The sequence below is a fragment of the Natronosalvus caseinilyticus genome, from assembly GCF_017357105.1.
GTDB lineage: Archaea > Halobacteriota > Halobacteria > Halobacteriales > Natrialbaceae > Natronosalvus > Natronosalvus caseinilyticus.
In genome coordinates, this window is record NZ_CP071596.1 from 3,434,432 (window position 1) to 3,457,796 (window position 23,365).

Below are 23,365 nucleotides of genomic sequence, written 5' to 3' on the forward strand. Positions count from 1 at the left end.
CTCAGATTCGAGGGGAGTGCTATAGGGGTAGCGAAACCGGACAACGTGGGCGACGCCGGATCAGTGCACGAAGGGCGTTACTCGAGCGCGCGTCGCGTTCGCCTGTGACGGTCCCGAAACATCCCCTCGAAGCCGACTCGCGAACACGGCGCTACCGCCTCGCCGAGGGACCCACCCGGCAGAGCGTACTCAATCCTGTCACGTAGTACCGTCTGCTCGCCGTCGGCGAAAAACGAGTGCGTGTGGACCCAGGTGGCGAACGGCCCGTGAACCATCTCGTCGCTGAAGTACGCTCGTCCCGGGCGAGAATCTCGCTCGAGGATGACCGACGTCCAGTGAACGCGGGGACCCACGCCAAATGGGCGGATCGACATCGAAATTTCCGCGTCCTCCTCGAGAATGTCGGGATTTCGTTCGCCGTCGGGCCCCATCACTGCCTCGACTCGCAGGTTCAGCCACGGCGGGGTCACGGCCTCGAGTCCCGAGACGCGCGAGTGAAAATCCCAGACCTCCTCGAGGGGTGCGTCGATGCGGATCGATCGCTCGTAGGTTGCCATGGCGGGGGATACGACGCCTCGAGGGAAAATAGTTCGACTATTGACGGCGGTTCACTCGCCAGCAGTTCTCGGAAAGCCACGGCCGGTACATCGCCACCAGTTCTCGAGAAGCGTCCGGAGAGAGCCGTGTACGGGCCTCGAGGGGGCCTCACTTCAGCCGTTCCTGCAAAAACGACGGATGTGCCGCGGTCACACCCTCGATCTGGAGAATCTCCGTCGCGATTACGTCCCCGAGTTCGTCGCCGTTGGCCGCCCGCACTTCGGCCATCAGCATGTGGTCGCCGCTCGAGGTGTACAGCGATTCGACCTCGTCGAGGGCCTTGAGCGCCCGGGTCGCCTCGACGTAGCGCTCGCTGGCGACGTCGATGCCGACCAAGGCGATGGTCTGGCTCGAGAGCTTCTTGGGGTCGACGTCCGCCGAGTAGCCGACGATGACGCCGTCCTCCTCGAGCTGGTTGATGTACTTTCGAACCGTGGGCTTCGAGACCTCGGCTCGCGAGGCGATCTCGGCGTAGGACGCCTGGGCGTCCTCCTCGAGGACCTCGAGAATGCGATCTTCCGTCGGGCGGGTGCTCATACCCACTCTTTTGCTCGGGCGGAAAAATATCTTTTGTATCTGAAAAGCCGAGTTTCGGCCGACGTGTCTACCGGCGGACTTATTCGCACCGACGACAGAACGGACGTCGATGGTCGCCTTCGACGTCGCTATGGGACTCTTCTGGGTCGGGTGCGGGCTCGTCATCCTGGTCCCCGCCTGGCTCATCGCCGTCCGTGGTCGGGCCGACCTCCACGTCCACTACGACGACAGCGTCGACCCCGCCTACGTCTCGCGTCGAGCGGGGACGACCGCCCTGCTCATGGGCGTCGTGACGATCGCGTACGGACTCGCCCAGATCCGGTTTGGTTACCAGCCGCTGGCGTTCGGCGGGTTGCTCGTCACGTTGCTCGTCCTGGCGTCGCTCACGAAGCGATTCGCCCAGGGCTGGGGCTGGCACGACGAGTGAACCGATCGGCTCGGGGGCAACCGAGGCCCTCGAGATCAGGCGTACTTCGGCCGCTCGCCAGTGACCTGGATCGAGCCGTCGACGATCGGATCCTCGGCGTCCTCGCTGTAGGTGTACTGGCCGGTCGAGTCACAGAGCGTACACTGGTACGTCTCCATGATCTCGTTGATCAGTTCCCCATCCTCGAAGAAGACGCGGCTCTGGGTAATCTGCAGGAACTGCGCGGTCTCACAGTTGGTACACTCTATCATAGCTGGCGACACACTGAGATCACTCGTAGTTATCCAGCGAGTACCGCGTTCGACGCGCTCGCTATGCGCTCGCTACCGTTGACGGCAGATATTCTCGAGCCTCGGGTGGGATTCACTCGAGCGATCGCGTGAGGCTAGCCTCGCTCGAGCAAACCCAGGATTCGAGCCGTCTCCTCGCCGTTAGCCGCCCCTACTCGAGCGAAGGCGGTCGTTTACCGGGGCGTCGATACTCGCGACTCGAGCCAAAAAATCGATCACTCGAGTCAGATCTCGACCGGAATTCGCTCGCCACGTCGCGCCGAGGCGTAGGCCGCTTCGGTCAGCGCCGTCACGGCGAGGGCGTCCCGGGCCGTCGCCGGCGGTTCGTGCCCCTCCAGGACACTCTCGAGAAACGCGTCCGCGCGTGAGCGCTCTCGACGCGGGTCGATGTAGGGGTGGTACTCCGCGCTCTCGGTGTCGATTTCGAAGACGCGTCGGGATCGCCACTGCTTGCCTTCGAGGTAGACGGCGCCCTCGTCGTCCCAGACGTGAATGTGCTCGCGGACCGCCGGGGCGTCGCCGAGGAACGAGAACGAGCCGGTGGCGCCGTTTGTGAACCGAACGTCGAGGTGTGCCCGTCGATCGATCCGCTGCTCGTCGTCGTGGAAGTCCATGCTGGCCCGGACGGATTCAGGCTCGAGGCCCGTCGACCAGAGGACGCCGTCGAGCACGTGACTGCCGGTGTCGTAGAGGAAGCCGCCGCCGGAGAGGTCGGGATCGAGCCGCCAGGTGCCTGTGGAGTCCTCGATCCAGCCCTGGGTGATCGAGGCGGTGAGCCAGGTGGGGTCGGTTCCGTCCTCGCTCTCGGGGGCGAAGCGGTCTCGAGCCGTCCGAAACGCCGTCTGGAGGTGGCGCTGGTAGCCGACCATCAACACTTCCTCGCCCCCTTCGCTCCGGTCAGCGAGGTCGCGCGCGTGCTCGAGATCCGTCGTGAGCGGTTTGTCGCAGTAGACGTGGAGTCCCTGGTCGAGAGCGGCGACCACCTGTTCGTAGTGGAGCGTGTGGGGCGTCCCGACCAGGACGGCGTCCAGCGGCGCAGCCTCGAGCATGGCCGTGTAGGACTCGTACCGGTGAGACTCGTCGACGGCGAATTGGTCGCCGACGGACGCCAGCCGGTCGGTGTCCAGGTCGCAGACGGCGGCCACTTCGGCGTCGGGATGGCGGTTGAACTGATCGCCGACGTACGAGCCGATGTAGCCGAGGCCGACGATGCCGATGCGAAGCGGTTCCGCGTGGGTACTAGCAGTCGTCACAGGGGTCTCCACACCGTCGACCGACATGGGTGTTTGGCCGGACGCAAAACCGGACGGTTCCGCCGTCACCCGCGACGTTTTTGGTGAGCCACACGAAGCCTCGCTCATGTCGATCACGCTCTACCAGCTCGAGGGCTGCCCGTTCTGTGAAACGGTCGCCGACGCGCTCGATGACGCCCAGGTCAGCTACGAAACGGTGTGGACGGAGGCGATGCACTCCGGACGCGACGAGGTCAAGCGAATCTCCGGTCAGCGCGGCGTCCCGGTGCTCGTCGACGAGGACCGCGGGGTCACGATGGCCGAATCGGACAACATCCTCGAGTACGTTGATCGAACGCTCGCCTGACCGATTCGAGAGCCGTAGGAACCGGCTACGTGATGGTAGCCGGTGCCTGTCGCCAGTCGGCACGGGCTACGCGCTCGTGTGCCACTGAATAACAAAGGGGGAAACGGTCGTCGGTGACGATGCGGGGAACACACGCCCCGTCGGGTGCGCGATCGGTGCAAAACCCGTCGCCGACTCGACGTTCGCTCGGACGTCGCGGCCGACGGGACGACGCGCTGACAGTCGAGTGCTGTGTCCGTGCCCGTAACTCGAACGTGGACTCGCCCCCGCTTCGAGTACGCTCATGTCTCTCACCAGGGCGGGCTCCCCGCCCCCGCCCGGTTTCGACCGAACGCACTATCACGAGCCATCGCCAGACAGCGCCTCGGGTGGTGGTGTGGCTCCTGGCAGAATCGTTATGGCGATGTGGCAGGTCCGTAACGCCAGCCGTTATCTGCCTATTCTGCCGTCACACTTCTCGAGAACCGGATCCACCGCCGTCTCGAGTCCGAGACGAGCGCTATCTCGCTCGCTAAAATACGCATTTCACCTTCCGTGATTTATAGGGGAACCCGGGTACAACCCCCGCATATGCAGATCACTCGGCGACGGATGTTGACCGCAGCGAGCATCGCAAGCGTCTCGGCGATCGGCGGCTGCCTCGGAGAGAGTAGCGACCCGGGTGCAGGAAACGGAAACGGAAACGGAGACGACGAAAACGACACCGACGACGGGAACGAAACCGGAACAGGGAACGATTCGAACGACACCGACGACGGATCGAACGACACCGAGAACGGCAACGGAGACGACGCGGACAGCGGCAACGGAGACGACGACACGGAGAACGACTCGAGCGACGACAGTCAATCCACGGAGGTCGGCGACGAGGTCACCGACTACGAAACCGTCCAGTACGAGGCGAACGACGGAGAGACGACCGCTGTACCGTTCTCGAGCCGCGAGGAAGCGGAGTCTCACCTCGACCTCGAGTCCCGACAGGACGACGAACGCAGCGCCATCACGGACCTCCTCGAGGCGACGGACTTCGAGGCGGACTCGCTCGTCGCGCTCGAGACCCAGGGGAGTAACGGGTGCTCCGAACTCCAGTTGAAGTCACTCGAGGTGACGACCGAGGACGGCATCTCGATGGCCGCGGCGGCGGTCGACACCAGTAGCGACGACGAGATGTGCACACAGGAGATCACCAACCTTGGGCTGCTGGTCCATGTCAGCTACGACGGTGAGGCGCCCTCCAGCGGCAAGGCGACGATTACCGATGGACAGGGCGGCCAGCAAGGCGTCGGCTGGAGTTCCGCGAGCGACTCGACGGAAAGCGGATCCAACGAATCGGCGAGCGACGACGAGTAGGAGAGAAAGCGGCTCCGTTCACTCGAGGGACTGGTCGACCGCTCGCGCCCGCGCTCGCTCGTCGTCGCTCGCCTCGAGCCACCACGCGAGACGATCGATCTCGAGCGGCCGATAGCTGGTCGTCAGCGAGAGCCACTCACACGACGCCAGCGTCCGCAGCGGCTCGCTCGTCTCGATTACGGCCGTCCGGGAGTCGTCCTCAACGGACTCGAGCAGCGATTCGAGTGCGGCGTTCGGCCTGGCCGTGTCGATTCCGGCGAGCTGGCGAAGGTACTGGAACGAGGTCGGGCCGACGCCCGAGACGTCGCCGACCGGATCCCGGTCGTACCGATAGACGTCGGCTTCAGCGGCCCACGACCACAGCGCCTCGGTGTCGGAGGGCTCCGGTCGGTTCGCGAGGACGCGGGCCACCGCACAGAACACGCGACATTTTCGGTCGGCGTGAAAGACCTCCTGGAGTCGCTCGTCGTCGGGTTCGAGGTCGGCGACGCCCGAAAACGACGTCACCTCGCCGGGCTCGAGGAGACGCTCCTCGGCGGCTTCGACGACCGATCTTGTCTCGGATCCGCCACCCGTGGCCGCCGTCGCCGCCGTGAGGGCTAACATCGGCTCGTCGCCGGCCGGTCGCTCGAACGAGCGAAACGAATCGGCCAGCGACGTACATGGGACGCCGTCGGCGAACCGATCGAGCACCGCCTGGGGAGAGGCCATAATTCTCGTCAGCGACAACACAGCCGGGATAAATAGGTGTACCGCCCACGCTACCCCTTCGACACCTACGGCTCCTCGGGTGCGCCGTTCGTAATCGTCGTGTGTGCCCCGATGAGCGCCCCCGCGAGGTCCATGTTCTCGAGGCGCGTCTGCTCGTCGATGATCGAACGGCGGATATCGGCGTGACGAATCTCTGCCTGCGGGAAGATGACCGCGTGATCGAGCGTCGTGTTCTCGAGGACCGCATCGTCCATCACGTGGACGTTCTCGCCGAGGGTCGTCTCCTCGAGGACCGCCGACTCCGCGACGTAGTTGTCGCCGTCGAGGAACCAGGCGACGGCGTCGAGGTAACTGTCGGGGGTGCCGATGTCGAACCAGGCGCCCTCGAACGTGAACGCGTGGGTCGGCTGGCGATTCTGCAGCCACTGGATGAACCAGCCGGGTTCGTCCGGGTTGTTCCCCTCTTCGAGGTACGTCGAGAGCAAGGAGAGATCCTCGCGGGGGAACGCGTAGCAGGCGATCGAGACCAACGTACTCTTCGGATCGTCCGGTTTCTCCTGGAAGTCGACGACACGTTCGCCCTCGAGTTCGACGAGGCCGTAGGATTTGGCCTTCTCACGCGACCCGACATCGTAGGCCGCGAGCGTCGGCGTCCCCTGCGCCTCAAAGTAGTCGACGAAGTCGGCGACGTCGAAACTGATGAGGTTGTCCCCGGCGATGACCACCAGGTCATCGTTGACGTTCTCGCGCTCGATGAGCTGGGCGAGCGCGCCGACGACGCCGAACTTCTCGTCCTCTGCTGTGGTGTCTTCGACGGACAGGCGTGGTTTCTCGAAGTCCGACGCCGCGAGGTGAGCCTCGAACTCCGCTTCGAAGCGCTCGTTCGTGCTGACGAACACCTCGTCGATCCGCTCGTCGGCCTCGAGATCGGCGAAGATCCGGTCGATGACGGTCGAGTCGCCGATCGGGAGAAACATCTTCGGTCGATGTTTGGTAATCGGCCACAGCCGAGTCGCGTATCCTCCGGCGAGAACGACGGCCTTCATACACTCGCAATTCACCAGCAGGGTGTAAGACACTTGCCCTTTCTCGAGCAACGGAATTCGCGAGTCCCCGTAGTTGTCCTATAATTCTCGGTTCTCGTCGGGCGTCGACTGAGAGTGACGTTCGACGACCGCCTCGAGCACGATCCCCGCCTCGAACCCGCCTCGTTCGGCTGCCTTCTCTCGTCGGCGTTCCTCGAGTTCCTCGGTCGACCAGCCCTCGTGGACGCAGCACGCCCGAACCACCTCGAGGACGTCGGCGAGTTCGTCCAGACTCCGGTCCTCGCGATACTCGGCGCACTCCTCCTCGAGTTTCGCGAGCAACCGCCTATCGTACTCCTCGTCGTCGGCGACGTGGGTGATCGGTCGCTCGTCGTTGGCCTCGACGATCGTCGGGATTTCGTCGCGGACCAGTTTGTCGTAGATGCGCGGCATACGCCTGCGGTCGAACGGGAACCACTCGAGCGTGTCGACTCGGGGCGGTCGAAAGCGAACTTCTATAACCGACGAGGCGTTCAGTCACGACGAACCGCCATGCGAGAAGCCGACGAAACGACGCGTCAACGCCTCGCCGACGCGCTCCGGGACGAACCGGCGACCCCGAGCGCGCTCGCGACCCGACTCGACCTGACGGCGGGGGCCGTGCTCCGCCACGCCGAACACGTCGCCCGCTCGGTCGACGGGACTGACGAGCAGTTTCTCGTGGCCCCGCCCGCCTGTCGCGAGTGCGGCTTCGACGCGTACGACGACCTGTTGAATCTCCCCTCTCGGTGCCCCGAGTGCAAGAGCGAAGCCGTCGACGAACCGACGTTCACCATCGAGTAGTCGGCCGCCCGGGCGGCGTACGGGGCGTATTCGGGCTACAGCGCTGGCGGGTCGACCCGCGCTGGCGTGTGCCCAAGTCGATACGGATATCAGTCGTCGCACCGACAATCGGGGTATGAACGATCGAGTGAACGATTACCGAGCGTCTGCGATAGGCGTCGCTCGGGGCCGCCATCGCCGGTTTCGTTTCCGTTTCGGTTTCCGTTCCAGCAGACGCCGCTTCACTCGAGTGCAGGTTGGCTCGCGTTCTCGTTCCTGTTTCCGTTTCAGTCCCTCTTCCCGTTTCAACCCCTTACACAGCACACGACAGTGGCGCTCACGAGCGCGAACCCGCACTAATTCCGGAGGGAAACGATGACGCAACCTCCCGGACCCGACCCTAACCCCGACTCCGACCCACACGAGGCCTGTTCGGAACTGGCGTTCGACCTCCTCGAGTGGATCGGCGATCAGCCGGAGTCGGCGGCGGCGATTGACGAAACGCTCCGGGCAGTGGCCGCCGAGCGCCGGCGGCTGTTGCTCTCCGTACTCGACGAACACGGACAGGAGCTGACGTTACCGGACGCGGCCGAGGAAGTCGCCCAGTGTGAAACCGGCAAGTCCATCACCGAACTGTCGGCCGAACGCGTTGCCAACGTCTACATTTCGCTGTATCACGACCACCTGCCCCGACTGGTCGACGCCGGATTGCTCGAGTACGACCAGGAACGGGACCTGGTCGCGCCGGCCTCGTTTTGACCCCTCTCGTCACTCGTAATGAGCCCGTTCGACTCGCTCGTCGAACAATCTGGCCAGGAGCGACGTCACCGGCCGCTCACGGTCGTCGCCCTCACCGAGGGCGATCCCATCGACTCGATCGACCGGACGCACCTCCCACGTCGTGTTCGTTAGAAAGACCTCGTCGGCCTGGCGGACGTCCTCCGGCCGGAATCGGCCCTCGTCGATCGGAATCCCGGCCTCGGCCGCGAGTTCGAGGACGACACGCCGGGTGATGCCGGGGAGGACCGGTCCCTCCGTCGTCGGCGTATGCAACCCGCCGTCGTCGACGAAGAAGACGTTACTCGTCGCCCCCTCGGCGACGTCCCCCTCGAGGTCGCGAACGAGCGCCTCGTCGGCGTCGTGAAGTTCCTGCCGCGCGAGGATGCCGTTCAGGTAGTTGTGCGTTTTCGCGCCCGCCGGGAGCGCGGCGTCCGGGATTCGCCGCACTTTGACCGTCTGGAGCGTGGCCGGACCGTCCCACACTGGCTCGCCCTCGAGGCCGCCCCTGGGGAGCGGTTTGACGTACACCACGACCGTCGGGTCGACCTCGGGCCGGGGAGCGAGCGTGCCGGGCTGGACGCCGCGGGTGATCGACAGCCGGACGTAGGCGTTCGCGAGGTCGTTAGCAGCGAGAGTCGCCTCGATTCTGTCGAGCAGTTCCTGGCGCGAGAAGCCGTGCTCGAGCCCGAGCGACTCGCAGGTTCGCTCGAGGCGGTCTGCGTGGGCCTCCCACTCGAAGATCGAACCACCGTAGGCCCGCAGGGTCTCGAAGGCACCGTCGCCGTAGCGAAAGCCCCGGTCGTCGACGCTGACGGTCGCCTCGGAGGCGGAGACGAGTTCGCCGTCGAGGTGGTACAGGCGCTCGCTCGTGAGTTCGTCCTCAGACATCGTTACCCTCAGAGTTGTCTTTAGACATTGTGGCCTCTGGCGTCGTACTCGGCGGCAAAGGTACAGAACGTCTGGATCATCTGCCTGCCGATCTCGAGGGAGATGCGGTCGCTGTCCGTGTACGCTCGACTCGAGTGATCTGGGTCCTCGTCCGACTCGTCGCCGGGTTCGCTATCGGCTGTCCCCGTCAGAATGCTCTCGGGGTGGAACTGAACGCCGAGGTGCGGGCGGTCGCGGTGGCGAACGGCCATCAACACGTCGCGCTCGTCGGTCGTCCACGCCGTCTCGAGCAGGTCGTCCGGAAGCGACTCCCGCTCGACGGCCAGCGAGTGGTACCGGCCAACCCGGAGTCGCGTCGGGAGCCCCTCGAAGATTCCCTCGCCCGTGTGCTCGATCGTCGAGGGCTTGCCGTGGACCACCTCCGGGGCGTGGACGACCGGCGCGCCGTTGGCCGCACACAGCGCCTGGTGGCCCAGACAGACCCCGAGGGTAGGGTACGCGAGCTCGGCGAACAGGTCAGTCGTGACGCCCGCGTCTGCCGGCGTTCCGGGTCCCGGCGAGACCACGATGCCGGTCGGGTCGAGCGCGCGGACGTCCTCGAGGGTGATCGCGTCGTTTCGGCGGACGACGACCTCGTCCGCGGACTCTCCGACGTACTGGACGAGGTTGTAGACGAAGGAGTCGTAGTTGTCGACGACGAGGATGCGGGTCGAGTGGTCGAGATCAGTCATCGCGATCACCGCCGTCGGCGTTCTCGACTTCGATACCGCTACCGGCCTCACCGCCGGCCTCGAGCGTCATCGTCACCCGCTCGTCCAGCGCCGCGTCGATCGCGTTCAGCAAGGCCTGGGCCTTCGCGAGCGTTTCGTCGTACTCGCGCTCGGGCTCGGAGTCGTGGACGATCCCGGCGCCCACCCGGAGGTGGTACGCCTCGGCGTGGCGGACGAGCGTTCGGATGACGATGTTTATTGTCGCCCGACCGTCGAACCCGAAGATGCCGACGCCGCCGGTGTACGGCCCGCGTCGGGTCGCCTCGAGTTCGTCGATGATCGCCATTGTCCGGGGCTTGGGCGCCCCCGTGATCGTCCCGCCGGGGAACGTCGCCGCGATCGCGTCGCCGAGGGTCGCGTTGGGTCGGAGGCGCCCGGTGACGTTCGAGACGAGGTGCATGACCTCGGAGTACCGATCGACCCGGCGGTACTCCTCGACCTCGACGCTTCCGTAGGTACAGACCTTCCCGAGGTCGTTTCGTTCGAGGTCGACCAGCATCGCGTGTTCGGCGCGTTCCTTCTCGTCACCGCGGAGGTCGGCCTCGAGTGCCGCGTCCGCCGCCGGATCCTCGCCCCGGGGACGGGTTCCAGCGATGGGTTCGGTGCGGACGGAGGCGCCGTCGCGCTCGAGGAGGAGTTCCGGGCTCGCGCTCACCAGGTCCGTGGATCGCCCCTCGAGCAAACAGGAGTACGGGGCCGGGTTCACGGTCCGAAGCGCCTCGTAGGCGGCGACGGGATGCACCGCCGCGGGGGCGACGAGACGCTGCGAAATGTTCGCCTGGAACGTGTCGCCGTCGCGAACGTACTGCTTGACCCATCGAACGCGGTCGGCGAACGCGTCCCGGCCGCAGGTGCTCTCGAAGGTCGCCTCCGTCGCGTCGGCCGGTGGCGGGCCGACGGTGGGGTCGCCCTCGAGCGCTCGTCGGGCGAGCTCGAGCGCCTGCGAGCGAGCGTGCTCGTAGGTTTTCTCTAACTCGCCCGTCGAATCCCCCTCCTCGAGCGTCGAGGCGTCGATAGACGGACAGGCCGTCACCCTGAGTCGTACGCGGTCGTCCGGGTCGACCGGACACTCCCACGCCGCAAGTCGGTCGTACACGCCCACCTCGAGTCTGGGCAGTCCGCGGTCGTCGACGGCGCTCCCCGGCAGGTCCTCGAGTTCGCGGGCGACGTCGTAGGAGAGCCAGCCGACGACGCCGCAGGGGTAGGGCACGTCGCAGTCCCCACGGACGAGCGACGTGCCCTCGAGCAGTCCCTCGAGGGCAGCGAGTGTCGGCGACTGTGATTGTGATTGTGACTTCGACTGTGACGCCGCTCTCGTAACGGGCTCCTCGACGGTTTCCGGCGAGTCGAGGCGCTCCGAACCCGAGGACGACCGATCGCGGAGCACAGCCGCATCCGGCCCGACGATCAGCCGCTTGACGGGGTCGACCCCGAAGTAGCCCCAGCCCGATTGGCCGCCGGTCGTCTCGAGGAAGGCGCCGGGAGCCGACTCGCGCCGAGCTCGGCGATAGGCGAGAAAGGGGTCGTTGACGGTGACCGCGACTTCGACGGGGAGACGAATTCGGCCCGCTCCCCGCACTCCGGGTGAGCGACCGTCGCCGGCGTCGATACGAACCGTCCTGACGGCCTCGAGGAACGCCTCCTCGTCCGTGACGACGCGCGGCTTGTTCATGCTCGAGTCGAGGTACGGGTGGCCTAACGCTTTTGCGGTTCTCACGTCAGTTCGAGTTCGTATCGGCTCGCCCCTGCACTGTCGGCGTCACTCGAGGCAGAGAGGAAAACCGAACGACGAGTCGAGTTATCGGACTTCCGCCCGGTCGATCCAGCCCTGGAGTCGCTTCGCGGAGATGTCCGTGTCCTCCGAGAGCGAATCGGCGTCTGCCGTCGCGAGGTCGGCGACGGTTTCGACGCCGGCACCCTCGAGTCGGTCAGCGTAGGCGGGGCCGATGCCCTTGATGACGTCGACCGGTTCCTGACTGTGATCGTCCGGCACCTTGCTGGCCTCGGGGGTGGCGTCCTCGGTGGTCGGTCCCGTGGCTTCGGCCGGTTCGGCGGCTTCGTCGACGTCGTCGGGAACCTCGGTCATCGCGTCGGTCGAACTCGAGGCATCGGTGCCGGCAGCGGCCGTTTTCGCGGCCTCGTCCGTGTCGGTCGATTCAGCTGTTTCGTCCGATTCGACTGTGGCGTCTTCGGTTTCGTCGGCTTCGTCGGCGGGTTCGCTTTCCGCTTCGACGATCGGTTCGTCCGCGACGTCTTCCGCTTCGGCGTCTTCGTCCTCACCAACGTCTTCGTCAGACGAACCAGTCGTCGATTCGGTCGTTCCCTCCTCCGTCGGCGCCCCGGAATCGGTCGACGTCTCCGCCGCATCCTGGCCTCGTTTGCGTTCGATTGTGACACCACCGTCACGGCCCTCTGTTGACCGAGCGTCGGCGTCGCTGTCACCGATGCCGAGAAGCGACTGTAGCTTCTGCAGGAGTCCCATTATCGGAGGGTAGTTACCACCGCTACTTAAAGTCGTCTGATATCGGACAGTTGCCGGTACGCACACGGATTGCGACAGGTAGTGCCGTTAGAGTCGCGACCGAAGTGTCTCGTTCATCCGGTCGACCGGCGCCTCGAGCCCCGTCCACCGCTCGAACGCCTCGACGCCCTGGTAGAGCAACATCCACGCACCGTCGACGGTCGCCGCACCGGCGTCCGCCGCCTCCTGGAGGAGGCGCGTCTTCAGCGGGCTGTACACCGCGTCCATCACCGTCAGTTCGCCGTGAAGGGCGTCCGCCGGGATCGGCGACACGTCCTCGTCCATCCCGACGCTGGTCGCGTTGACCAGCACGTCCGTATCCGGGACCACGTCGGGGAGACTGTCGAGGCCGCCGGCGGTCGCGCCGGGGACGACTGCGGCGAGTTCCTCGGCGCGCGACACCGTCCGGTTCACCACCGTCACCTCCGCCCCTTCGTCGGCGAGTCCGAACGCGATGGCCCGACCGGCCCCGCCGGCGCCGACCACGACCGCCGACGCTCCCTCGAGGGCGACATCGTGTTCGCGGAGCGCGCGGACGGCGCCGACGGCATCGGTGTTGTACCCCGCGGGTGGCCCGTCCGGCGAGAAGTCGATCGTGTTCACCGCGCCGATCCGCGCTGCCAGCGGGTCTGGCTCGACGAAGGCCAGCGCGTCCTGCTTGAACGGAATCGTCACGTTGCAGCCGGCGATTCCGAGCGCCCGCGCGCCGTCGATGGCCCGCTCGAGCGCGTCCGGGTTCGCGTCCGGCTCGAACGTGACGTACCTGGCGTCGACGTCGAGCGCGTCGTAGGCTGCTTCGTGCATCGGCGGCGAGAGCGAGTGGCCAACCGGATTCCCGAGGAGACCGAAGACCTGCATGCGCGTGAGTGGTTCCCGGGCGGGTATAACGGGTGTGACTCCGGCAGGCTTTCCTGACGATCCAGTGATCCGGTAGTCCGCACCGACCGCGTTTCACACGCCTTATACCACCGTCTCGAGTACCACCCTGGTATCGATGGTCGACGGAACACTCCTCTCCGCACTCTTGCTCGCTCTCGGCGCCGGCGCGCTCTTCGGCGGAGCCGAACTCCTCGTCAAGGGCGCCGGCAACCTCGCGCTCGGTCTCGGCCTCCGGGCGGCCACCGTCGGCGTCACCGTCGTGGCCTTCGCGACGACTGCCCCCGAACTGTTCGTCGCCATTCTGGGTGCCCTCGACGTCTCGTCGGACGTCGGCTTCGGGACGGTCGTCGGCTCGAACATCGCCAACATCGCCCTCGTCCTGGGCGTCTCCGCGCTCATTCGACCGCTCTCGATCAGCGACGCGATGATGCGTCGCCACGTCCCGTTCATGGTCCTCGCGGCCGTCTTGCTCCCCGTGCTCGCCCTCGACGGGCGGATCGGGAAACTCGAGGGAGGAATACTGCTGGCCGTGCTGGCCGGGTTCACCGGGTATCTGCTCCACACCGTGAACTCGAGCCCCGAGGCCGCCGAGATGCCCGACGGGGGCCGGGACGGCGTCGCCCCGCGCGACGTCGCGTTCGTCCTTGCCGGACTGGTCACCCTGCTCGTCGGCTCTCGCTGGCTGATCTCCGGTGGCTCCTCGCTCCTGCTGGCGATGGGCGTCTCCGAGTTCGTCGTCGGGGTGACGGTGCTCGCGCTCGGGACGTCCCTGCCGGAACTCGCCGCCTCGGCCGTCGGGGCCGCACGCGGGGAGACCGAGTTCACCGTCGGCAACGTCGTCGGCTCGAACATCTACAACATCGTCGCCGTACTGGGGCTACTCGCCGTCGCCGTGCCGATTACGGTCACGGACGCCGTGCTCCGGTTCGAACTCCCGCTCGTGGTCGCGTTCACGCTCGTGCTCGTCGGCATGATGTGGCGCGGACGTCAATTGACCCGAGTCGACGGGGCCGTCCTCGTCGTTTCGTACGCCGTGTTCATCCGGTTCCTGTTCGTTTGACCCGTCTTCCGGACCGATTTCTTCGATTTACTCGAGCCCGCGACAATCCCGTAGATTGATGCGTCCCTGGGCGAAGTCCTCAGCGTGCAACGCGCCGTCGCGGACGACGACTGGGTAGCCGATCTCGGCGAGCGCCTGCCCGTGTCGCCGCTCTCGGCACTCGGCCTCCTGCTCGCGGCGACCATCGGCTTTCGCATCGCCGTCGAGAACGCCTCGAGCCGGGCGCTCCTCGAGAGCGCGTTCCCGCTGCTCGCGGCGACGGCCGTCGTCCTCGCCGACCGACGACTGGTTGCGGGCGGCGTCGGCGTCCGCGACCGCTTCACCGTCTTCGCCTACGGCCTCGGCGGCTTCCTGGCGGCCGCACTCGTCACTGCGCTCCACCTGCACGTCCTCCGCCTCGACGGGGCCGGCGTCACGACGCCGCTGTACCTGACCCTCATGAGCGGGACCGTCGGGGTCGCTGCCGGAACCGTTGCCGGACTCTACGAAATCCGCCAGCGATCGGCCGTCCGCGAGGCCAGACGCCAGCACGCGCGCCTCGAGGAGTTCGCGAGCGTCGTCTCCCACGACCTGCGGAACCCGCTGAGCGTGGCCCAGGGCCGGCTCCAGGAGACCTATCGAACGGGCGACCCGAGCCACCTCGAGGCGGTCGATCACTCCCTCGAGCGGATGGACGAGTTGATCGACGACTCACTGTCGATCGCCCGAAACGGCACGCAGGTCACCGACCGGGAGCCGGTTCAACTCGTGGACCTCGCCTCGGAGGCGTGGGCCGTCGTCGAAACGGGCGACTCGAGCTACGAACTCTCGAGCAACCGGACGATTCGAGCCGATCCGACGCGAGCGAAACGACTGCTCGAGAACCTCTTTCGGAACGCGATCGAACACGCCGGACCGGATACCGTGATTCGAATCGGCACGCTCAAAAACGGCTTCTACGTCGAGGACGACGGTCCGGGCATTCCCGCGGACCGCCGCGAAGCCGTCCTCGAGCAGGGGGTCTCCTCTTCGACCGACGGCTCCGGACTCGGGCTCGCCATCGTTCGCGCCATCGCCGACGCTCACGGCTGGGACGTCGCGGTTACCGAGAGCCCCACTGGCGGCGCTCGATTCGAGTTCACGGGCGTCCAGGGCAGGTGACGACGTTCACTGCCCGTTACCGAAGCGAATTTCAGTAACCCGCGTTACAGAAATGAATTTCAGATTATACTTATGCAGGTGTCGGTCCTACTACTACGTGTATGATGCCACACTACCCCCACCCCGAGCGCGTCCACGTCGCGTCGGTGCCGCGTCTCGTCGTCTCCCTGGCCATCCTGGTCGGGTTCGTCGGGTTCCTGATCGCGCTGTCGTACCCGGTTCCGGCGCTGGCAGCGGTCGGCGGCGCCGTCGGGGCGCTCACGGTCGCTCGACTCGTGCGAACGGCGCGGTCCCTCGAGACGGTCCGTCTGCCGGGAACGAAGCGCCGATACCGACTTAGCCTGGCCAGACACTGAGCCCGAACCGACTTCCGAACGTATAGTTGGCGTTCGCTTTTCGACATCGTCACTCGGCCTCGAGAACGTAATCGATCAGCGCCGAGTCACGATTCCTCGTCCTCGAGAACGTAATCGATCAGCGCCGAGTCACGATTCCTCGTCCTCGAGAACGTAATCGATCAGCGCCGAGTCACGATTCCTCGTCCTCGAGTATCCGATCGATCAGTGCCGAATTGTCGCTCCCGAGGGCCGAGCGAACCAGCAGGCTCCCGCCCAGGACGGCCGGGCTGATCACGGCGTCCGCGCCCGCCCGTTCGAGTTTGGTCGTGTTCTCCCGATCGGTCGCGGCCGCGACGATTCGCAGGTCTGAGGCGAGTTCGCGCGCGGTGAGTACCGAGAGCGCGTCCTCGGCATCGTGATTCGTCGCGACGACGACGGCCGCCGCGCGCTCGATGTGAGCGCGCTCGAGGGGTGCTTCGTCGCTCGGGTCACCCGTCACGACGGGGATGTCCCGTTCGGCGAGCTCGGTCGCCGCTTCACGGTCCTTCGTGACGATGACGAACGAGCGGCCGGCCGCGTTGAGTTCGTCGACGATCGGTTCGGTCAACTCGCCATAACCGAGGACGAGGATGTGGTTCTCGAGGAGTTCGAGCTGTGATTCTGTCATCTTTCCGAGTGTCTTCGTGATCCGCGCCTGAATCGCCGGGCCGACCAGCGCCCCGATGGCGATACCGAAACTGGCGACGCCGAGGACGACGACGGACATGGTGAACAGCTGTGCGTCCGGCGAGGTCGGGCCGATGTCGCCGTAGCCGACGGTGCTCGAGGTGACGAGCGTGAAGTAAAAGGCGTCGAGGAGGTTCGAGATGCCGTCGAAGTCCTCCCGGAGGGCGAACGCGCCGAAGGTGCCGTAGGCCTGGACACCGACGAGCGCCCCGCCCGCTGCTAGCTGGGTCGTCGTCAGCCCGAGTTCGCGGTCGAACTGTCGGCGAGTGACGAGCACCGTCGGGAGCGAAATCAGCGAGAGGACGACCAGCGGAATCGAGTAGGGACTCGCCTGGAGGAGCCCCTGGATCGCCGTCATCGGGAGCAAGACGACGGTTGCGTACCAGCCGACTCGCAGCCCGCGTCGGAGCGCGAGCGCGCTCGCGACCATCAGAAACCCTGTCAGCGCGCCGGTGAAGCCGACGCCCTGCTGGACGATCGACGGAACGTAGGTAGCGACGGGCCCGAAGTCCGCGGCCGGTTGCTCGATGTTGACGATGCCGGTCGCGACCGACAATAGGGCAACGGCCAGCGAGAGAAGCACCGCCGCTCGCGTCCCGACGATCCAGGTCCAGTTCTGTGGCAATCGCCGGGCCACACGCTCACCGACCATACTCGAGGTGTCGTCGGCCAGCGATTAAACGAACACGGTTTCAGGGCGGGTTGCGCCGACCATTCGTCGCTCTCGGCGATTCGAGGCGCCCACACTGGCTCGAGGTGACGCCACTCCTCGACGTGCACTCGAGGCGCTCGCCGCGGTCGGTACTGGTTTATCCGATCCGTGACTGTCCCAACCTATGGCAACGCTCCTGCTCGAGATACTCCTCGGCCTGTACCTGGGACTGTTGACCGGCATCGTGCCCGCGTTCGCCGCCGGCTCGCTCGGCTTCCTGGTCCGGTACTTCACCGGCGTCGGCCTCCCCGGCTTCGGTGTCGTGGTGATGGCCCTGTCCATCGCGAGCGTTCAGGGCGGCCTCCTCGGGCTAGTGGAACCCGACATCGCCCAGTCGCCCCGCCTGCTCGTCGCCGTCCTGGTCGTGTTGATGCTCGCGCTGTACGCCCACAACCAGGGGGACAAACTCGGCGCCGAACTCCCGCGACACCTTTCGCTGACGGCGCTCCGCCAGCGAACGCTCTCGGCGGACGTCGTCGAGTTCGTCGGCAGCGTGGGCCAGGTGACCGTCCGACCCACCGGCGAGATTCACGACCTCGAGGGGTACCCGCCGCTGTCGCCCGCGCTTCGATCGACGCTGAAGAGCGGATCGTGGCGATTCCCCGCCGACCTCCCGCTTTCGGAACTGGCGGTTCGCCTCGAGGAGCGGCTCCGAACCGATCACGACCTCGCCGACGTCGACGTCTCGATCGACGAGCGGGGGCAGGCGACGATCGCCGCCGCGCCGCCTACGAGCGGCCTCTCGAAACGGATTCCCGACGGCCACCGAGCAGTTTCGATCACGACACTCGTTCCAACCGGGACGGCTCGCGGCGACGAGGTCGTCGTCGACGCCGATGGCGAGACCATTGAGGGCACTGTCTGTAGCGTCCGAACGGCGGTCGACGAGTCGCTTTCGGCCGACGACGCGACTGAGGACCCCGCGGCCGACGACGTGATCGACACGCCCTCGAGCGACGACGAACCCGTTACCCCGCCCACAGCGACTGCTCCCCGGCTCGCCACCGCCGGGGGTACCGGCCGAATCACGGTCTCCCTGCCCCGACGTCGCGCGAAAACTGTCCTCGGCGCCGAGTCGGCCCGCCTCACGGTGTGCGCTCGAGCGACCGAAGACGCGTTCGAGGCGTTTTCGCGCCTCCGAGAGGCCGGCTACGCGATCAGACGGATCGTGCTCCGGACCGTCGACGCGGCTCGACGACTCGATTCCGAGGAAAGCAGCCTCGTCTGTCTCGCCCACCGGCGGCCGGACGCGGGCGACGCCGACACCGCACGAAACTGGCAGTTCGGTACCGGCGTCGAGGGCCCGCTCGAGCCGGGCGACGAGGTGTACGTCGCCGGTCGCGAGCCCGACATCGAGGCGTTCCTCGAGCCGGAGACGCGAGCGAGCGTCACCGAGGGGGCGCGATGATCGACGCCACGCTCACGAACGGGGGCCTCCTCGTCGGCGGAATCGATCTCGTGACGACGGGAACGTCGGAACTCGTCCTCGACGCGGTCGTGCGGATTCTCGGGTTCGTCGTCCTCTCGGGGGCCATCGGCGCCGCCGTGGCGTTCGTCTACCGGTGGTACAGCGGCGACGGCATCCCGGACGGCGTCGCGGTCCTGTCGGGACTGGTCGCGGTCGCCCTGTGGCTGAACACCCAGACGGCGTTGCAGTCCGCGATCCTCGGGAACGCCGACGTGCTCGACCCGGAGACGGCTATCTTCACCGTCGCGTCGTTCGTCGTCAGTGCGATCGCGGCCGACGTCGGCCGCCGAACGGGCGACGGACTGGCGGCAGACGTCGGCACCGTCGCCACCGCCCGAACCATCGACGACGTGAGCCAGCTGGTCAGGTCGGCCGGGCGGGTCATCACCATCGACCTCCCCGACGAGATCGAGGACGCCGAGGGCTACGATCCGGTCGACGACGAGACGAAAGCCACCGTCGCCGGGCAGACGCTGCTGTTTCCCCGCGGACTCACTGTCGCTACCCTGCGCGACCGCCTCGTCGACCGGCTCGAGGCCGATTACGGCATCGGCTACGTCGACCTCGAGGTGAGCCAGGACGGCACGGTCGACCACCTCGCGGTCGGGAGCGTTCCGTCTGGAATCGGGCCGACGCTCGCGCCGGGATCGGTCGCCGTAGCGGTTCGCGCCGATCCGGCCCCGGACGCCAGCCCCGGCGACGTCGTCGAGGTCTGGTCTGCCGACGGCCCGGACAGTCGCCGAGTCGCGACGGCCGACCTCCGGGCGACTGCCGGGGACGTCGTCACGCTCGCAATCGGTGAGGACGACGCCGCCAGCCTCGACCCGGGTCTCGAGTTCCGGCTCGTGACGCGTCCCAGCACGGCCGACGCGAGTCGGGGGCTTCGGGCACTGTTGCGAACGGCCGACACGACCGTCGCAACGGTCTCGGTCGAGGCCGATGGCCCCCTGGTCGATGCTCGAGTCGACGTGCTGCCTGGACTCCCGCTCGTGCTCGAATCGTCGAAAGGCGGTCGCGCGGGGACGACTACGGTCCCTGCGCTCGTGCCGTTCCCCGACGGCGACCGGTACCTCGAGGCCGGTGACACGTGTTACATCATGGGTCGGCCGGACGAACTGGCCCAGGCCCGGTTTCGAGAGCGGGTGCCGGAGCAGGAACGAGAGCAAGAACGGGAGCGGTAGCTACTTGCCTCCAGCGACGATAGCGACGATATATGACCACGTCCACATCCACCTCTCTGGAATGGAAGCTGTTCGCGGACCTCGCCGAGCACGCGGGTGACCGCGAGGTGACCGTGGCCGCCGAACCCGGCGACACCGTCGGAGACGCCCTCGACGCCCTGCTCGAGGACCGACCGGCGCTGGCCGAGCGCGTCCTCGAGGACGGCGAGTTGCGTTCCCAGATCAACCTCCTTCGCAACGGTGCCGACGTCCGGTCACAGGAGGAGGGACTCGAGACGGAACTCGAGGCGGGGGACGAACTGGCGCTGTTTCCGCCGGTTAGCGGCGGCTGATCGGGTTCGGGTCGGGGTCAGGATAGAAACCGGAAGCTGGGGCCGGACCCGGGAGCCACTTACGAAATTTCGCGAGTCACAACAGGAGCGTCAACACCAGTCGAATCGCCGCTCCAGCGACGAGCGCGACGGTCAACAGCGCCGTCGTGATCACGACGACCGGCGGAAGTTGTTTCTCCTCGTAGGTAAACAGGGCGTCTCCGAGCGACATACTCGAGGGTCCGAGTCTCGATAGTTAACCCTTTCGTCGTTGCTCAGCGGATTCGATTCGTCAGTGGACGGCCTCTCGGCCGGTAGAAACTGGCCGACGAACGGCCTCGGGGCGTGCGCCAGTACCGAGTCGTGCCCTCACTCGAGCTGCCCGTGAGAGCCGCTAAGATCTATCTCGAGGACGAAATCCGGCTCGTCCGAGATCGGCGCCCCCGCGAACGAGGCGTCGCTGACGGCCCCGACCGTTTCGGGGATCAGGACGCGCGTCCGGTCGGCCTCGAGTCGAGCGGCGTCCCTGGCAATCGCGGCGAACAGCGAGCGGGCGGCATCCTCGTCGTCCCAGGCGCTAACGCCGTACTCGACCCAGTGTTCGGTCTCGCCCGCCTCCGTCTCCCGGTCGTAGGTCCGGTTCCGGTAGCTCACGCCGGCGACGCCGCTCGGCCGATCGACCGTGAACACGCCCTCGTCGGCGGCGAACCGCTCGAGGTCCGCTCGAATGAGTTCTCGCAGGGCCCACGACTCGTCCGGGTCGAGCGCCAGTCCCCGGAGGTGGTCTCGAGCCGCGCTCTGGTTCCAGTAGCGCCACGCCCGTGCCGCGTTGTCGGCGGTCGACACCGGATCGGGACCGGACACATCGGAGTCGGGGGCAGGGTGCGCCCAGCGGAACTCCGTCGCGGGTTCGTATCCGGCCGACCGGGACGCTCCGAGCGCGGGTGCGTTCCAGGAGAAGATCATCAGGCGGCCGACGGTCGCTCCGCGTTCGCGCGCCCAGTCGAAACACGCCCGATTGAGGCGCTGGCTGAGGCCGCGACGGCGGTAGTCGCCGTGGATTCGTAGCCCCTGGAACCAGGCCTCGTCGGACGAGAGCATGACCGCCTGGACGAGTCCGGCGACTGCCACGTCGTCGCCGCCGGCGTCGCTCCTATTCGCGTCCACGAGGAACGTCCGCTTGTGGTCCTCGTCGGGGTCCTCGAGCCAGTCCGGGTAGACGTACTGGAGGTAGTCCCCGCCGCGGTCGGTCCAGATGTCGCTCGTCAGTTCGACGACCGCGTCCTGGTCCTCGAGCGTCGCCTGCCGAATCTCGAGGTCGTCGTCGGCGTCGGTCCCGTCGCCAGGTCTGGTGTGGCTGTCGCGCATGGCTCACCGCTGGCTCTCCCACGAGACGGATCGCTCCTGAATCTCGCCCGCGAGCGAGGTCCGCATGGCCTCCTCGAGGTCGTCCGCGTTCGCCAGTGCCCACATGAGCTTCACCTTCGCGGTTCCCGGCAGCATGTCCTCGCCCTCGAGGACGCCCGCCGCGAGCAGGTCTCGGCCCGTGTCGTAGACGCGGTCACAGACCCGCCCCTCGAGACACTGGCTGGTCACGACGACCGTCGTGCCCTCCTCGACCAGTTCCTCGACCTTTGGAATCAGATCGGTGTGGACGTGGCCGAGCCCGGTTCCCTCGAGGACGAGACCCGACGACTCTGCGGCGACGTCGAGGAAGGCGGGGTCCATGCCGGGGGTGAACTTGACCAGTTCGACGTCCTCCTCGAGGTCGGCCTCGACGGCGAGGTCGACCGCGTCGCGTTCGCGGTACTTCCCCTGAAAGGAGACCGTTTCGTCGTCGTAGTCGACCTCGCCAACCGGTTCGGCGCCGACGGTTTCGAAGGCGTCCCGGCGCGACGTGTGGTTCTTTCGGACCCGAGTTCCGCGGTGGAGCGCACAGGTGGTGTCGCTCTCGCTCGCGTGCATACAGACGAGCACCTCCGCGCAGTCGCTTTTCGCGGCCTCGACGGCGCAGACGGCGTTCATCACGTTGTCCGAGGAAGGGCGATCCGCGGAGCGCTGGCTGCCGGTGAAGACGACGGGAACCGGCGTCTCGAGCATGAACGCGAGTGCCGACGCGGAGTACTGCATCGTGTCCGTGCCGTGCATGACGACGACGCCGTCGGCGCCATCTTCGATCTCCTCGGCGACGGCCTCGGCGAGGTCCTGCCAGATCGGCGGTTCCATGTTCTCCGAGAGGATGTTGGCGACGACCCGGCCGCGGTAGTTCGCTCGGCCCGCCAGGTCGGGGACCGCCCGGAGGACGTCCTCGGCGTCGAACTGGGCCGTGACGGCGCCCGTCCGGTAGTCGACCGTCGAGGCGATAGTGCCGCCGGTCGAGATGAGTGCGATGGTGGGGAGGTCCTCGTCGAACTCGATCTCGGACTCGGAGCTCGCATCGGACTCCGCCTGGGCTCCCTCGACGTCGTAGACGTCCTCGGCGAGCACCTCGAGATCCGCCTCCTCGCGGTCGATACCGACGTTGTACCCGCCCTCGAGTTTCACCACGACGTGCTCGTCGGTGCTCGAGGGGAGCAGTACGCCCTCGTACGTCCGGCCCGCACGATCGACGCGGATTCGATCGCCGGGGGCTGGGGTCTGGCTCATGGTGATCGCTTTCGCGTCGTCGGACTTGAAAGCACGCTTTCGGGCCGGGTGACGGTGTTCAGCTCGTAGACGATTGCGCTCGTTTACCCGGAACCCCACACGTTGGGCAGGGGGATATACAAGCCGCTGGCACTCGAACGGGAACGCGTGGCCCCGGAACACGTGCTCGTCCCGCTGGATGGCTCACCGTTAGCCGTCGATGCGCTCGCACACGCGCTCGAGACGTTCGACTCACCCATCACTATATTGAACGTCGTGACGCCGCTCGACGCGACCATGAGCGAAGGCGGCGTGCTGGAGGCCGACGAGGAGCGACTCGAGGCAGCGCGCGCCCACGCCGAGGAGTCGATTCGGCGCGCCCGTCGCCAGGTTTCGGCGGAGGAGCGGCCGATCGAAACGGTCGTCGAGACCGGCGAACCGGCCGAAACGATCCTCGCGTACGTCGACACCGAAGACGTCGATCACGTCGTGCTGGGCGGTCACGGCGGCCCCAGGATGGGTACCGTTCGCCGCCTGCTCGGCACCGTGGCGACGACCGTGGTCGGCGAGGCGCCCGTGTCGGTCACGGTCGTCCGGTGACGAACGTC

The 23,365-nt window shown here is 66.8% G+C and carries 28 protein-coding genes; 12 read left to right on the top strand and 16 right to left on the bottom strand.

What is annotated here, in order from left to right; genetic code table 11:
* Positions 1 to 77: 77 nt before the first annotated feature.
* Entirely contained in the window at positions 78 to 557 is a 480-nt protein-coding gene (locus tag J1N60_RS16555) for an SRPBCC family protein (RefSeq protein WP_312909056.1), read from the bottom strand.
* A 148-nt stretch (positions 558 to 705) separates the two neighbouring features.
* On the bottom strand, positions 706 to 1,134 hold the full coding sequence (gene lrpA1 / locus J1N60_RS16560) for an HTH-type transcriptional regulator LrpA1 (RefSeq protein ID WP_312909057.1): 429 nt from the start codon (positions 1,132 to 1,134) through the stop codon (positions 706 to 708).
* Positions 1,135 to 1,243: 109 nt separating this feature from the next.
* Here lrpA1 and J1N60_RS16565 point away from each other — a divergent pair, with 109 nt between their 5' ends.
* Positions 1,244 to 1,561: a hypothetical protein gene (locus J1N60_RS16565; protein WP_312909058.1), complete on the top strand. Its 318-nt coding sequence runs from the start codon at positions 1,244 to 1,246 to the stop codon at positions 1,559 to 1,561.
* Positions 1,562 to 1,596: 35 nt separating this feature from the next.
* Here the strand turns inward: J1N60_RS16565 and J1N60_RS16570 are convergent, their stop codons facing one another.
* Positions 1,597 to 1,812 carry a hypothetical protein gene (locus J1N60_RS16570; RefSeq protein WP_254157391.1) on the bottom strand — a complete coding sequence of 72 codons (216 nt, stop codon included), beginning with the start codon at positions 1,810 to 1,812 and terminating at the stop codon, positions 1,597 to 1,599.
* 263 nt (positions 1,813 to 2,075) lie between these two features.
* Entirely contained in the window at positions 2,076 to 3,131 is a 1,056-nt protein-coding gene (locus tag J1N60_RS16575; RefSeq protein WP_312909059.1) for a Gfo/Idh/MocA family protein, read from the bottom strand.
* Positions 3,132 to 3,210: 79 nt separating this feature from the next.
* On the opposite strand from J1N60_RS16575, the gene J1N60_RS16580 reads away from it, so the two are divergent.
* Both J1N60_RS16580 and J1N60_RS16585 read left to right on the top strand, forming a co-directional pair.
* The gene (locus J1N60_RS16580; protein ID WP_312909060.1) at positions 3,211 to 3,450 is read left to right on the top strand and encodes a glutaredoxin family protein; all 240 of its coding nucleotides are present in this window, start codon (positions 3,211 to 3,213) and stop codon (positions 3,448 to 3,450) included.
* Between the two features lie 570 nt (positions 3,451 to 4,020).
* Complete coding sequence (locus J1N60_RS16585) at positions 4,021 to 4,800, top strand: hypothetical protein (protein ID WP_312909061.1); 780 nt, start codon at positions 4,021 to 4,023, stop codon at positions 4,798 to 4,800.
* An 18-nt stretch (positions 4,801 to 4,818) separates the two neighbouring features.
* On the opposite strand, the gene J1N60_RS16590 is transcribed toward J1N60_RS16585, so the two are convergent.
* The 3 genes from J1N60_RS16590 to J1N60_RS16600 form a co-directional block, all read right to left on the bottom strand.
* Positions 4,819 to 5,511 (bottom strand): hypothetical protein, encoded by a 693-nt coding sequence (locus J1N60_RS16590; RefSeq protein ID WP_312909062.1) that lies wholly within the window; start codon positions 5,509 to 5,511, stop codon positions 4,819 to 4,821.
* 65 nt (positions 5,512 to 5,576) lie between these two features.
* Positions 5,577 to 6,557 carry a nucleotidyltransferase family protein gene (locus J1N60_RS16595; protein WP_312909063.1) on the bottom strand — a complete coding sequence of 327 codons (981 nt, stop codon included), beginning with the start codon at positions 6,555 to 6,557 and terminating at the stop codon, positions 5,577 to 5,579.
* Between the two features lie 78 nt (positions 6,558 to 6,635).
* Positions 6,636 to 6,989 (bottom strand): nucleoside triphosphate pyrophosphohydrolase, encoded by a 354-nt coding sequence (locus J1N60_RS16600; RefSeq protein WP_312909064.1) that lies wholly within the window; start codon positions 6,987 to 6,989, stop codon positions 6,636 to 6,638.
* A gap of 99 nt (positions 6,990 to 7,088) precedes the next feature.
* On the opposite strand from J1N60_RS16600, the gene J1N60_RS16605 reads away from it, so the two are divergent.
* Together J1N60_RS16605 and J1N60_RS16610 are read left to right on the top strand one after the other, a co-directional pair.
* Positions 7,089 to 7,379, top strand: a complete 291-nt coding sequence (locus J1N60_RS16605; protein ID WP_312909065.1) for a transcriptional regulator — start codon at positions 7,089 to 7,091, stop codon at positions 7,377 to 7,379.
* Between the two features lie 354 nt (positions 7,380 to 7,733).
* Complete coding sequence (locus tag J1N60_RS16610) at positions 7,734 to 8,117, top strand: DUF7344 domain-containing protein (protein WP_312909066.1); 384 nt, start codon at positions 7,734 to 7,736, stop codon at positions 8,115 to 8,117.
* Positions 8,118 to 8,126: 9 nt separating this feature from the next.
* Here J1N60_RS16610 and J1N60_RS16615 read toward each other — a convergent pair whose 3' ends face one another.
* From J1N60_RS16615 to J1N60_RS16635, 5 genes are all read right to left on the bottom strand, one after another.
* Positions 8,127 to 9,026, bottom strand: a complete 900-nt coding sequence (locus J1N60_RS16615) for an aminotransferase class IV (RefSeq protein WP_312909067.1) — start codon at positions 9,024 to 9,026, stop codon at positions 8,127 to 8,129.
* Positions 9,027 to 9,046: 20 nt separating this feature from the next.
* Positions 9,047 to 9,757 (bottom strand): anthranilate synthase component II, encoded by a 711-nt coding sequence (locus J1N60_RS16620; RefSeq protein ID WP_312909068.1) that lies wholly within the window; start codon positions 9,755 to 9,757, stop codon positions 9,047 to 9,049.
* Positions 9,750 to 11,468, bottom strand: a complete 1,719-nt coding sequence (pabB, locus tag J1N60_RS16625; protein WP_312909069.1) for an aminodeoxychorismate synthase, component I — start codon at positions 11,466 to 11,468, stop codon at positions 9,750 to 9,752. The genes J1N60_RS16620 and pabB overlap by 8 nt, the downstream gene beginning before the upstream one ends.
* 126 nt (positions 11,469 to 11,594) lie before the next feature.
* Complete coding sequence (locus tag J1N60_RS16630; RefSeq protein WP_312909070.1) at positions 11,595 to 12,278, bottom strand: helix-hairpin-helix domain-containing protein; 684 nt, start codon at positions 12,276 to 12,278, stop codon at positions 11,595 to 11,597.
* 87 nt (positions 12,279 to 12,365) lie between these two features.
* Positions 12,366 to 13,175, bottom strand: a complete 810-nt coding sequence (locus tag J1N60_RS16635; protein WP_312909071.1) for a shikimate dehydrogenase — start codon at positions 13,173 to 13,175, stop codon at positions 12,366 to 12,368.
* A 136-nt stretch (positions 13,176 to 13,311) separates the two neighbouring features.
* Between J1N60_RS16635 and J1N60_RS16640 the strand changes: the two genes are divergently transcribed.
* The 3 genes from J1N60_RS16640 (at position 13,312) to J1N60_RS16650 (ending at position 15,752) form a co-directional block, all read left to right on the top strand.
* A complete protein-coding gene (locus J1N60_RS16640) occupies positions 13,312 to 14,256 on the top strand; it encodes a calcium/sodium antiporter (protein ID WP_312909072.1) in 945 nt (314 codons plus the stop codon).
* 84 nt (positions 14,257 to 14,340) lie between these two features.
* Positions 14,341 to 15,396 carry a sensor histidine kinase gene (locus J1N60_RS16645; RefSeq protein ID WP_312909073.1) on the top strand — a complete coding sequence of 352 codons (1,056 nt, stop codon included), beginning with the start codon at positions 14,341 to 14,343 and terminating at the stop codon, positions 15,394 to 15,396.
* A 101-nt stretch (positions 15,397 to 15,497) separates the two neighbouring features.
* A complete protein-coding gene (locus J1N60_RS16650; protein ID WP_312909074.1) occupies positions 15,498 to 15,752 on the top strand; it encodes a hypothetical protein in 255 nt (84 codons plus the stop codon).
* Between the two features lie 172 nt (positions 15,753 to 15,924).
* Here the strand turns inward: J1N60_RS16650 and J1N60_RS16655 are convergent, their stop codons facing one another.
* Complete coding sequence (locus tag J1N60_RS16655) at positions 15,925 to 17,112, bottom strand: NAD-binding protein (RefSeq protein WP_312909075.1); 1,188 nt, start codon at positions 17,110 to 17,112, stop codon at positions 15,925 to 15,927.
* A 184-nt stretch (positions 17,113 to 17,296) separates the two neighbouring features.
* Between J1N60_RS16655 and J1N60_RS16660 the strand changes: the two genes are divergently transcribed.
* Genes J1N60_RS16660 through J1N60_RS16670 form a run of 3 tightly spaced genes read left to right on the top strand, consistent with a single transcriptional unit; the run spans position 17,297 to position 20,153 of the window.
* The gene (locus J1N60_RS16660; RefSeq protein ID WP_312909076.1) at positions 17,297 to 18,580 is read left to right on the top strand and encodes a DUF8167 domain-containing protein; all 1,284 of its coding nucleotides are present in this window, start codon (positions 17,297 to 17,299) and stop codon (positions 18,578 to 18,580) included.
* A complete protein-coding gene (locus J1N60_RS16665; RefSeq protein ID WP_312909077.1) occupies positions 18,577 to 19,821 on the top strand; it encodes a DUF8167 domain-containing protein in 1,245 nt (414 codons plus the stop codon). Before J1N60_RS16660 ends, J1N60_RS16665 begins: the two co-directional genes overlap by 4 nt.
* A gap of 32 nt (positions 19,822 to 19,853) precedes the next feature.
* A complete protein-coding gene (locus J1N60_RS16670; RefSeq protein ID WP_312909078.1) occupies positions 19,854 to 20,153 on the top strand; it encodes a ubiquitin-like small modifier protein 1 in 300 nt (99 codons plus the stop codon).
* A gap of 76 nt (positions 20,154 to 20,229) precedes the next feature.
* Here the strand turns inward: J1N60_RS16670 and J1N60_RS16675 are convergent, their stop codons facing one another.
* The 3 genes from J1N60_RS16675 to gatD all read right to left on the bottom strand — a co-directional run bounded on the left by J1N60_RS16675 (position 20,230) and on the right by gatD (position 22,778).
* Positions 20,230 to 20,364 (bottom strand): hypothetical protein, encoded by a 135-nt coding sequence (locus J1N60_RS16675; RefSeq protein ID WP_312909079.1) that lies wholly within the window; start codon positions 20,362 to 20,364, stop codon positions 20,230 to 20,232.
* A gap of 137 nt (positions 20,365 to 20,501) precedes the next feature.
* On the bottom strand, positions 20,502 to 21,500 hold the full coding sequence (locus J1N60_RS16680) for a GNAT family N-acetyltransferase (protein ID WP_312909080.1): 999 nt from the start codon (positions 21,498 to 21,500) through the stop codon (positions 20,502 to 20,504).
* A 3-nt stretch (positions 21,501 to 21,503) separates the two neighbouring features.
* Entirely contained in the window at positions 21,504 to 22,778 is a 1,275-nt protein-coding gene (gatD, locus tag J1N60_RS16685) for a Glu-tRNA(Gln) amidotransferase subunit GatD (protein ID WP_312909081.1), read from the bottom strand.
* 147 nt (positions 22,779 to 22,925) lie between these two features.
* On the opposite strand from gatD, the gene J1N60_RS16690 reads away from it, so the two are divergent.
* A complete protein-coding gene (locus J1N60_RS16690) occupies positions 22,926 to 23,357 on the top strand; it encodes a universal stress protein (protein WP_312909082.1) in 432 nt (143 codons plus the stop codon).
* Positions 23,358 to 23,365 lie beyond the last annotated feature (8 nt).

Coding starts and splice junctions, on each gene's coding strand:
- J1N60_RS16680 (WP_312909080.1), bottom strand. CDS start 21,500: ATGCGCGACAGCCACACCAGACCTGGCGACGGGACCGACGCCGACGAC.
- J1N60_RS16650 (WP_312909074.1), top strand. CDS start 15,498: ATGATGCCACACTACCCCCACCCCGAGCGCGTCCACGTCGCGTCGGTG.
- J1N60_RS16665 (WP_312909077.1), top strand. CDS start 18,577: ATGATCGACGCCACGCTCACGAACGGGGGCCTCCTCGTCGGCGGAATC.
- J1N60_RS16655 (WP_312909075.1), bottom strand. CDS start 17,112: ATGGTCGGTGAGCGTGTGGCCCGGCGATTGCCACAGAACTGGACCTGG.
- J1N60_RS16570 (WP_254157391.1), bottom strand. CDS start 1,812: ATGATAGAGTGTACCAACTGTGAGACCGCGCAGTTCCTGCAGATTACC.
- J1N60_RS16605 (WP_312909065.1), top strand. CDS start 7,089: ATGCGAGAAGCCGACGAAACGACGCGTCAACGCCTCGCCGACGCGCTC.
- J1N60_RS16600 (WP_312909064.1), bottom strand. CDS start 6,989: ATGCCGCGCATCTACGACAAACTGGTCCGCGACGAAATCCCGACGATC.
- J1N60_RS16575 (WP_312909059.1), bottom strand. CDS start 3,131: ATGTCGGTCGACGGTGTGGAGACCCCTGTGACGACTGCTAGTACCCAC.
- J1N60_RS16620 (WP_312909068.1), bottom strand. CDS start 9,757: ATGACTGATCTCGACCACTCGACCCGCATCCTCGTCGTCGACAACTAC.
- J1N60_RS16595 (WP_312909063.1), bottom strand. CDS start 6,557: ATGAAGGCCGTCGTTCTCGCCGGAGGATACGCGACTCGGCTGTGGCCG.
- J1N60_RS16675 (WP_312909079.1), bottom strand. CDS start 20,364: ATGTCGCTCGGAGACGCCCTGTTTACCTACGAGGAGAAACAACTTCCG.
- J1N60_RS16635 (WP_312909071.1), bottom strand. CDS start 13,175: ATGCAGGTCTTCGGTCTCCTCGGGAATCCGGTTGGCCACTCGCTCTCG.
- pabB (WP_312909069.1), bottom strand. CDS start 11,468: ATGAACAAGCCGCGCGTCGTCACGGACGAGGAGGCGTTCCTCGAGGCC.
- J1N60_RS16640 (WP_312909072.1), top strand. CDS start 13,312: ATGGTCGACGGAACACTCCTCTCCGCACTCTTGCTCGCTCTCGGCGCC.
- J1N60_RS16630 (WP_312909070.1), bottom strand. CDS start 12,278: ATGGGACTCCTGCAGAAGCTACAGTCGCTTCTCGGCATCGGTGACAGC.
- J1N60_RS16660 (WP_312909076.1), top strand. CDS start 17,297: ATGGCAACGCTCCTGCTCGAGATACTCCTCGGCCTGTACCTGGGACTG.
- J1N60_RS16615 (WP_312909067.1), bottom strand. CDS start 9,026: ATGTCTGAGGACGAACTCACGAGCGAGCGCCTGTACCACCTCGACGGC.
- J1N60_RS16555 (WP_312909056.1), bottom strand. CDS start 557: ATGGCAACCTACGAGCGATCGATCCGCATCGACGCACCCCTCGAGGAG.
- J1N60_RS16670 (WP_312909078.1), top strand. CDS start 19,854: ATGACCACGTCCACATCCACCTCTCTGGAATGGAAGCTGTTCGCGGAC.
- J1N60_RS16590 (WP_312909062.1), bottom strand. CDS start 5,511: ATGGCCTCTCCCCAGGCGGTGCTCGATCGGTTCGCCGACGGCGTCCCA.
- J1N60_RS16580 (WP_312909060.1), top strand. CDS start 3,211: ATGTCGATCACGCTCTACCAGCTCGAGGGCTGCCCGTTCTGTGAAACG.
- J1N60_RS16585 (WP_312909061.1), top strand. CDS start 4,021: ATGCAGATCACTCGGCGACGGATGTTGACCGCAGCGAGCATCGCAAGC.
- J1N60_RS16610 (WP_312909066.1), top strand. CDS start 7,734: ATGACGCAACCTCCCGGACCCGACCCTAACCCCGACTCCGACCCACAC.
- lrpA1 (WP_312909057.1), bottom strand. CDS start 1,134: ATGAGCACCCGCCCGACGGAAGATCGCATTCTCGAGGTCCTCGAGGAG.
- gatD (WP_312909081.1), bottom strand. CDS start 22,778: ATGAGCCAGACCCCAGCCCCCGGCGATCGAATCCGCGTCGATCGTGCG.
- J1N60_RS16565 (WP_312909058.1), top strand. CDS start 1,244: ATGGTCGCCTTCGACGTCGCTATGGGACTCTTCTGGGTCGGGTGCGGG.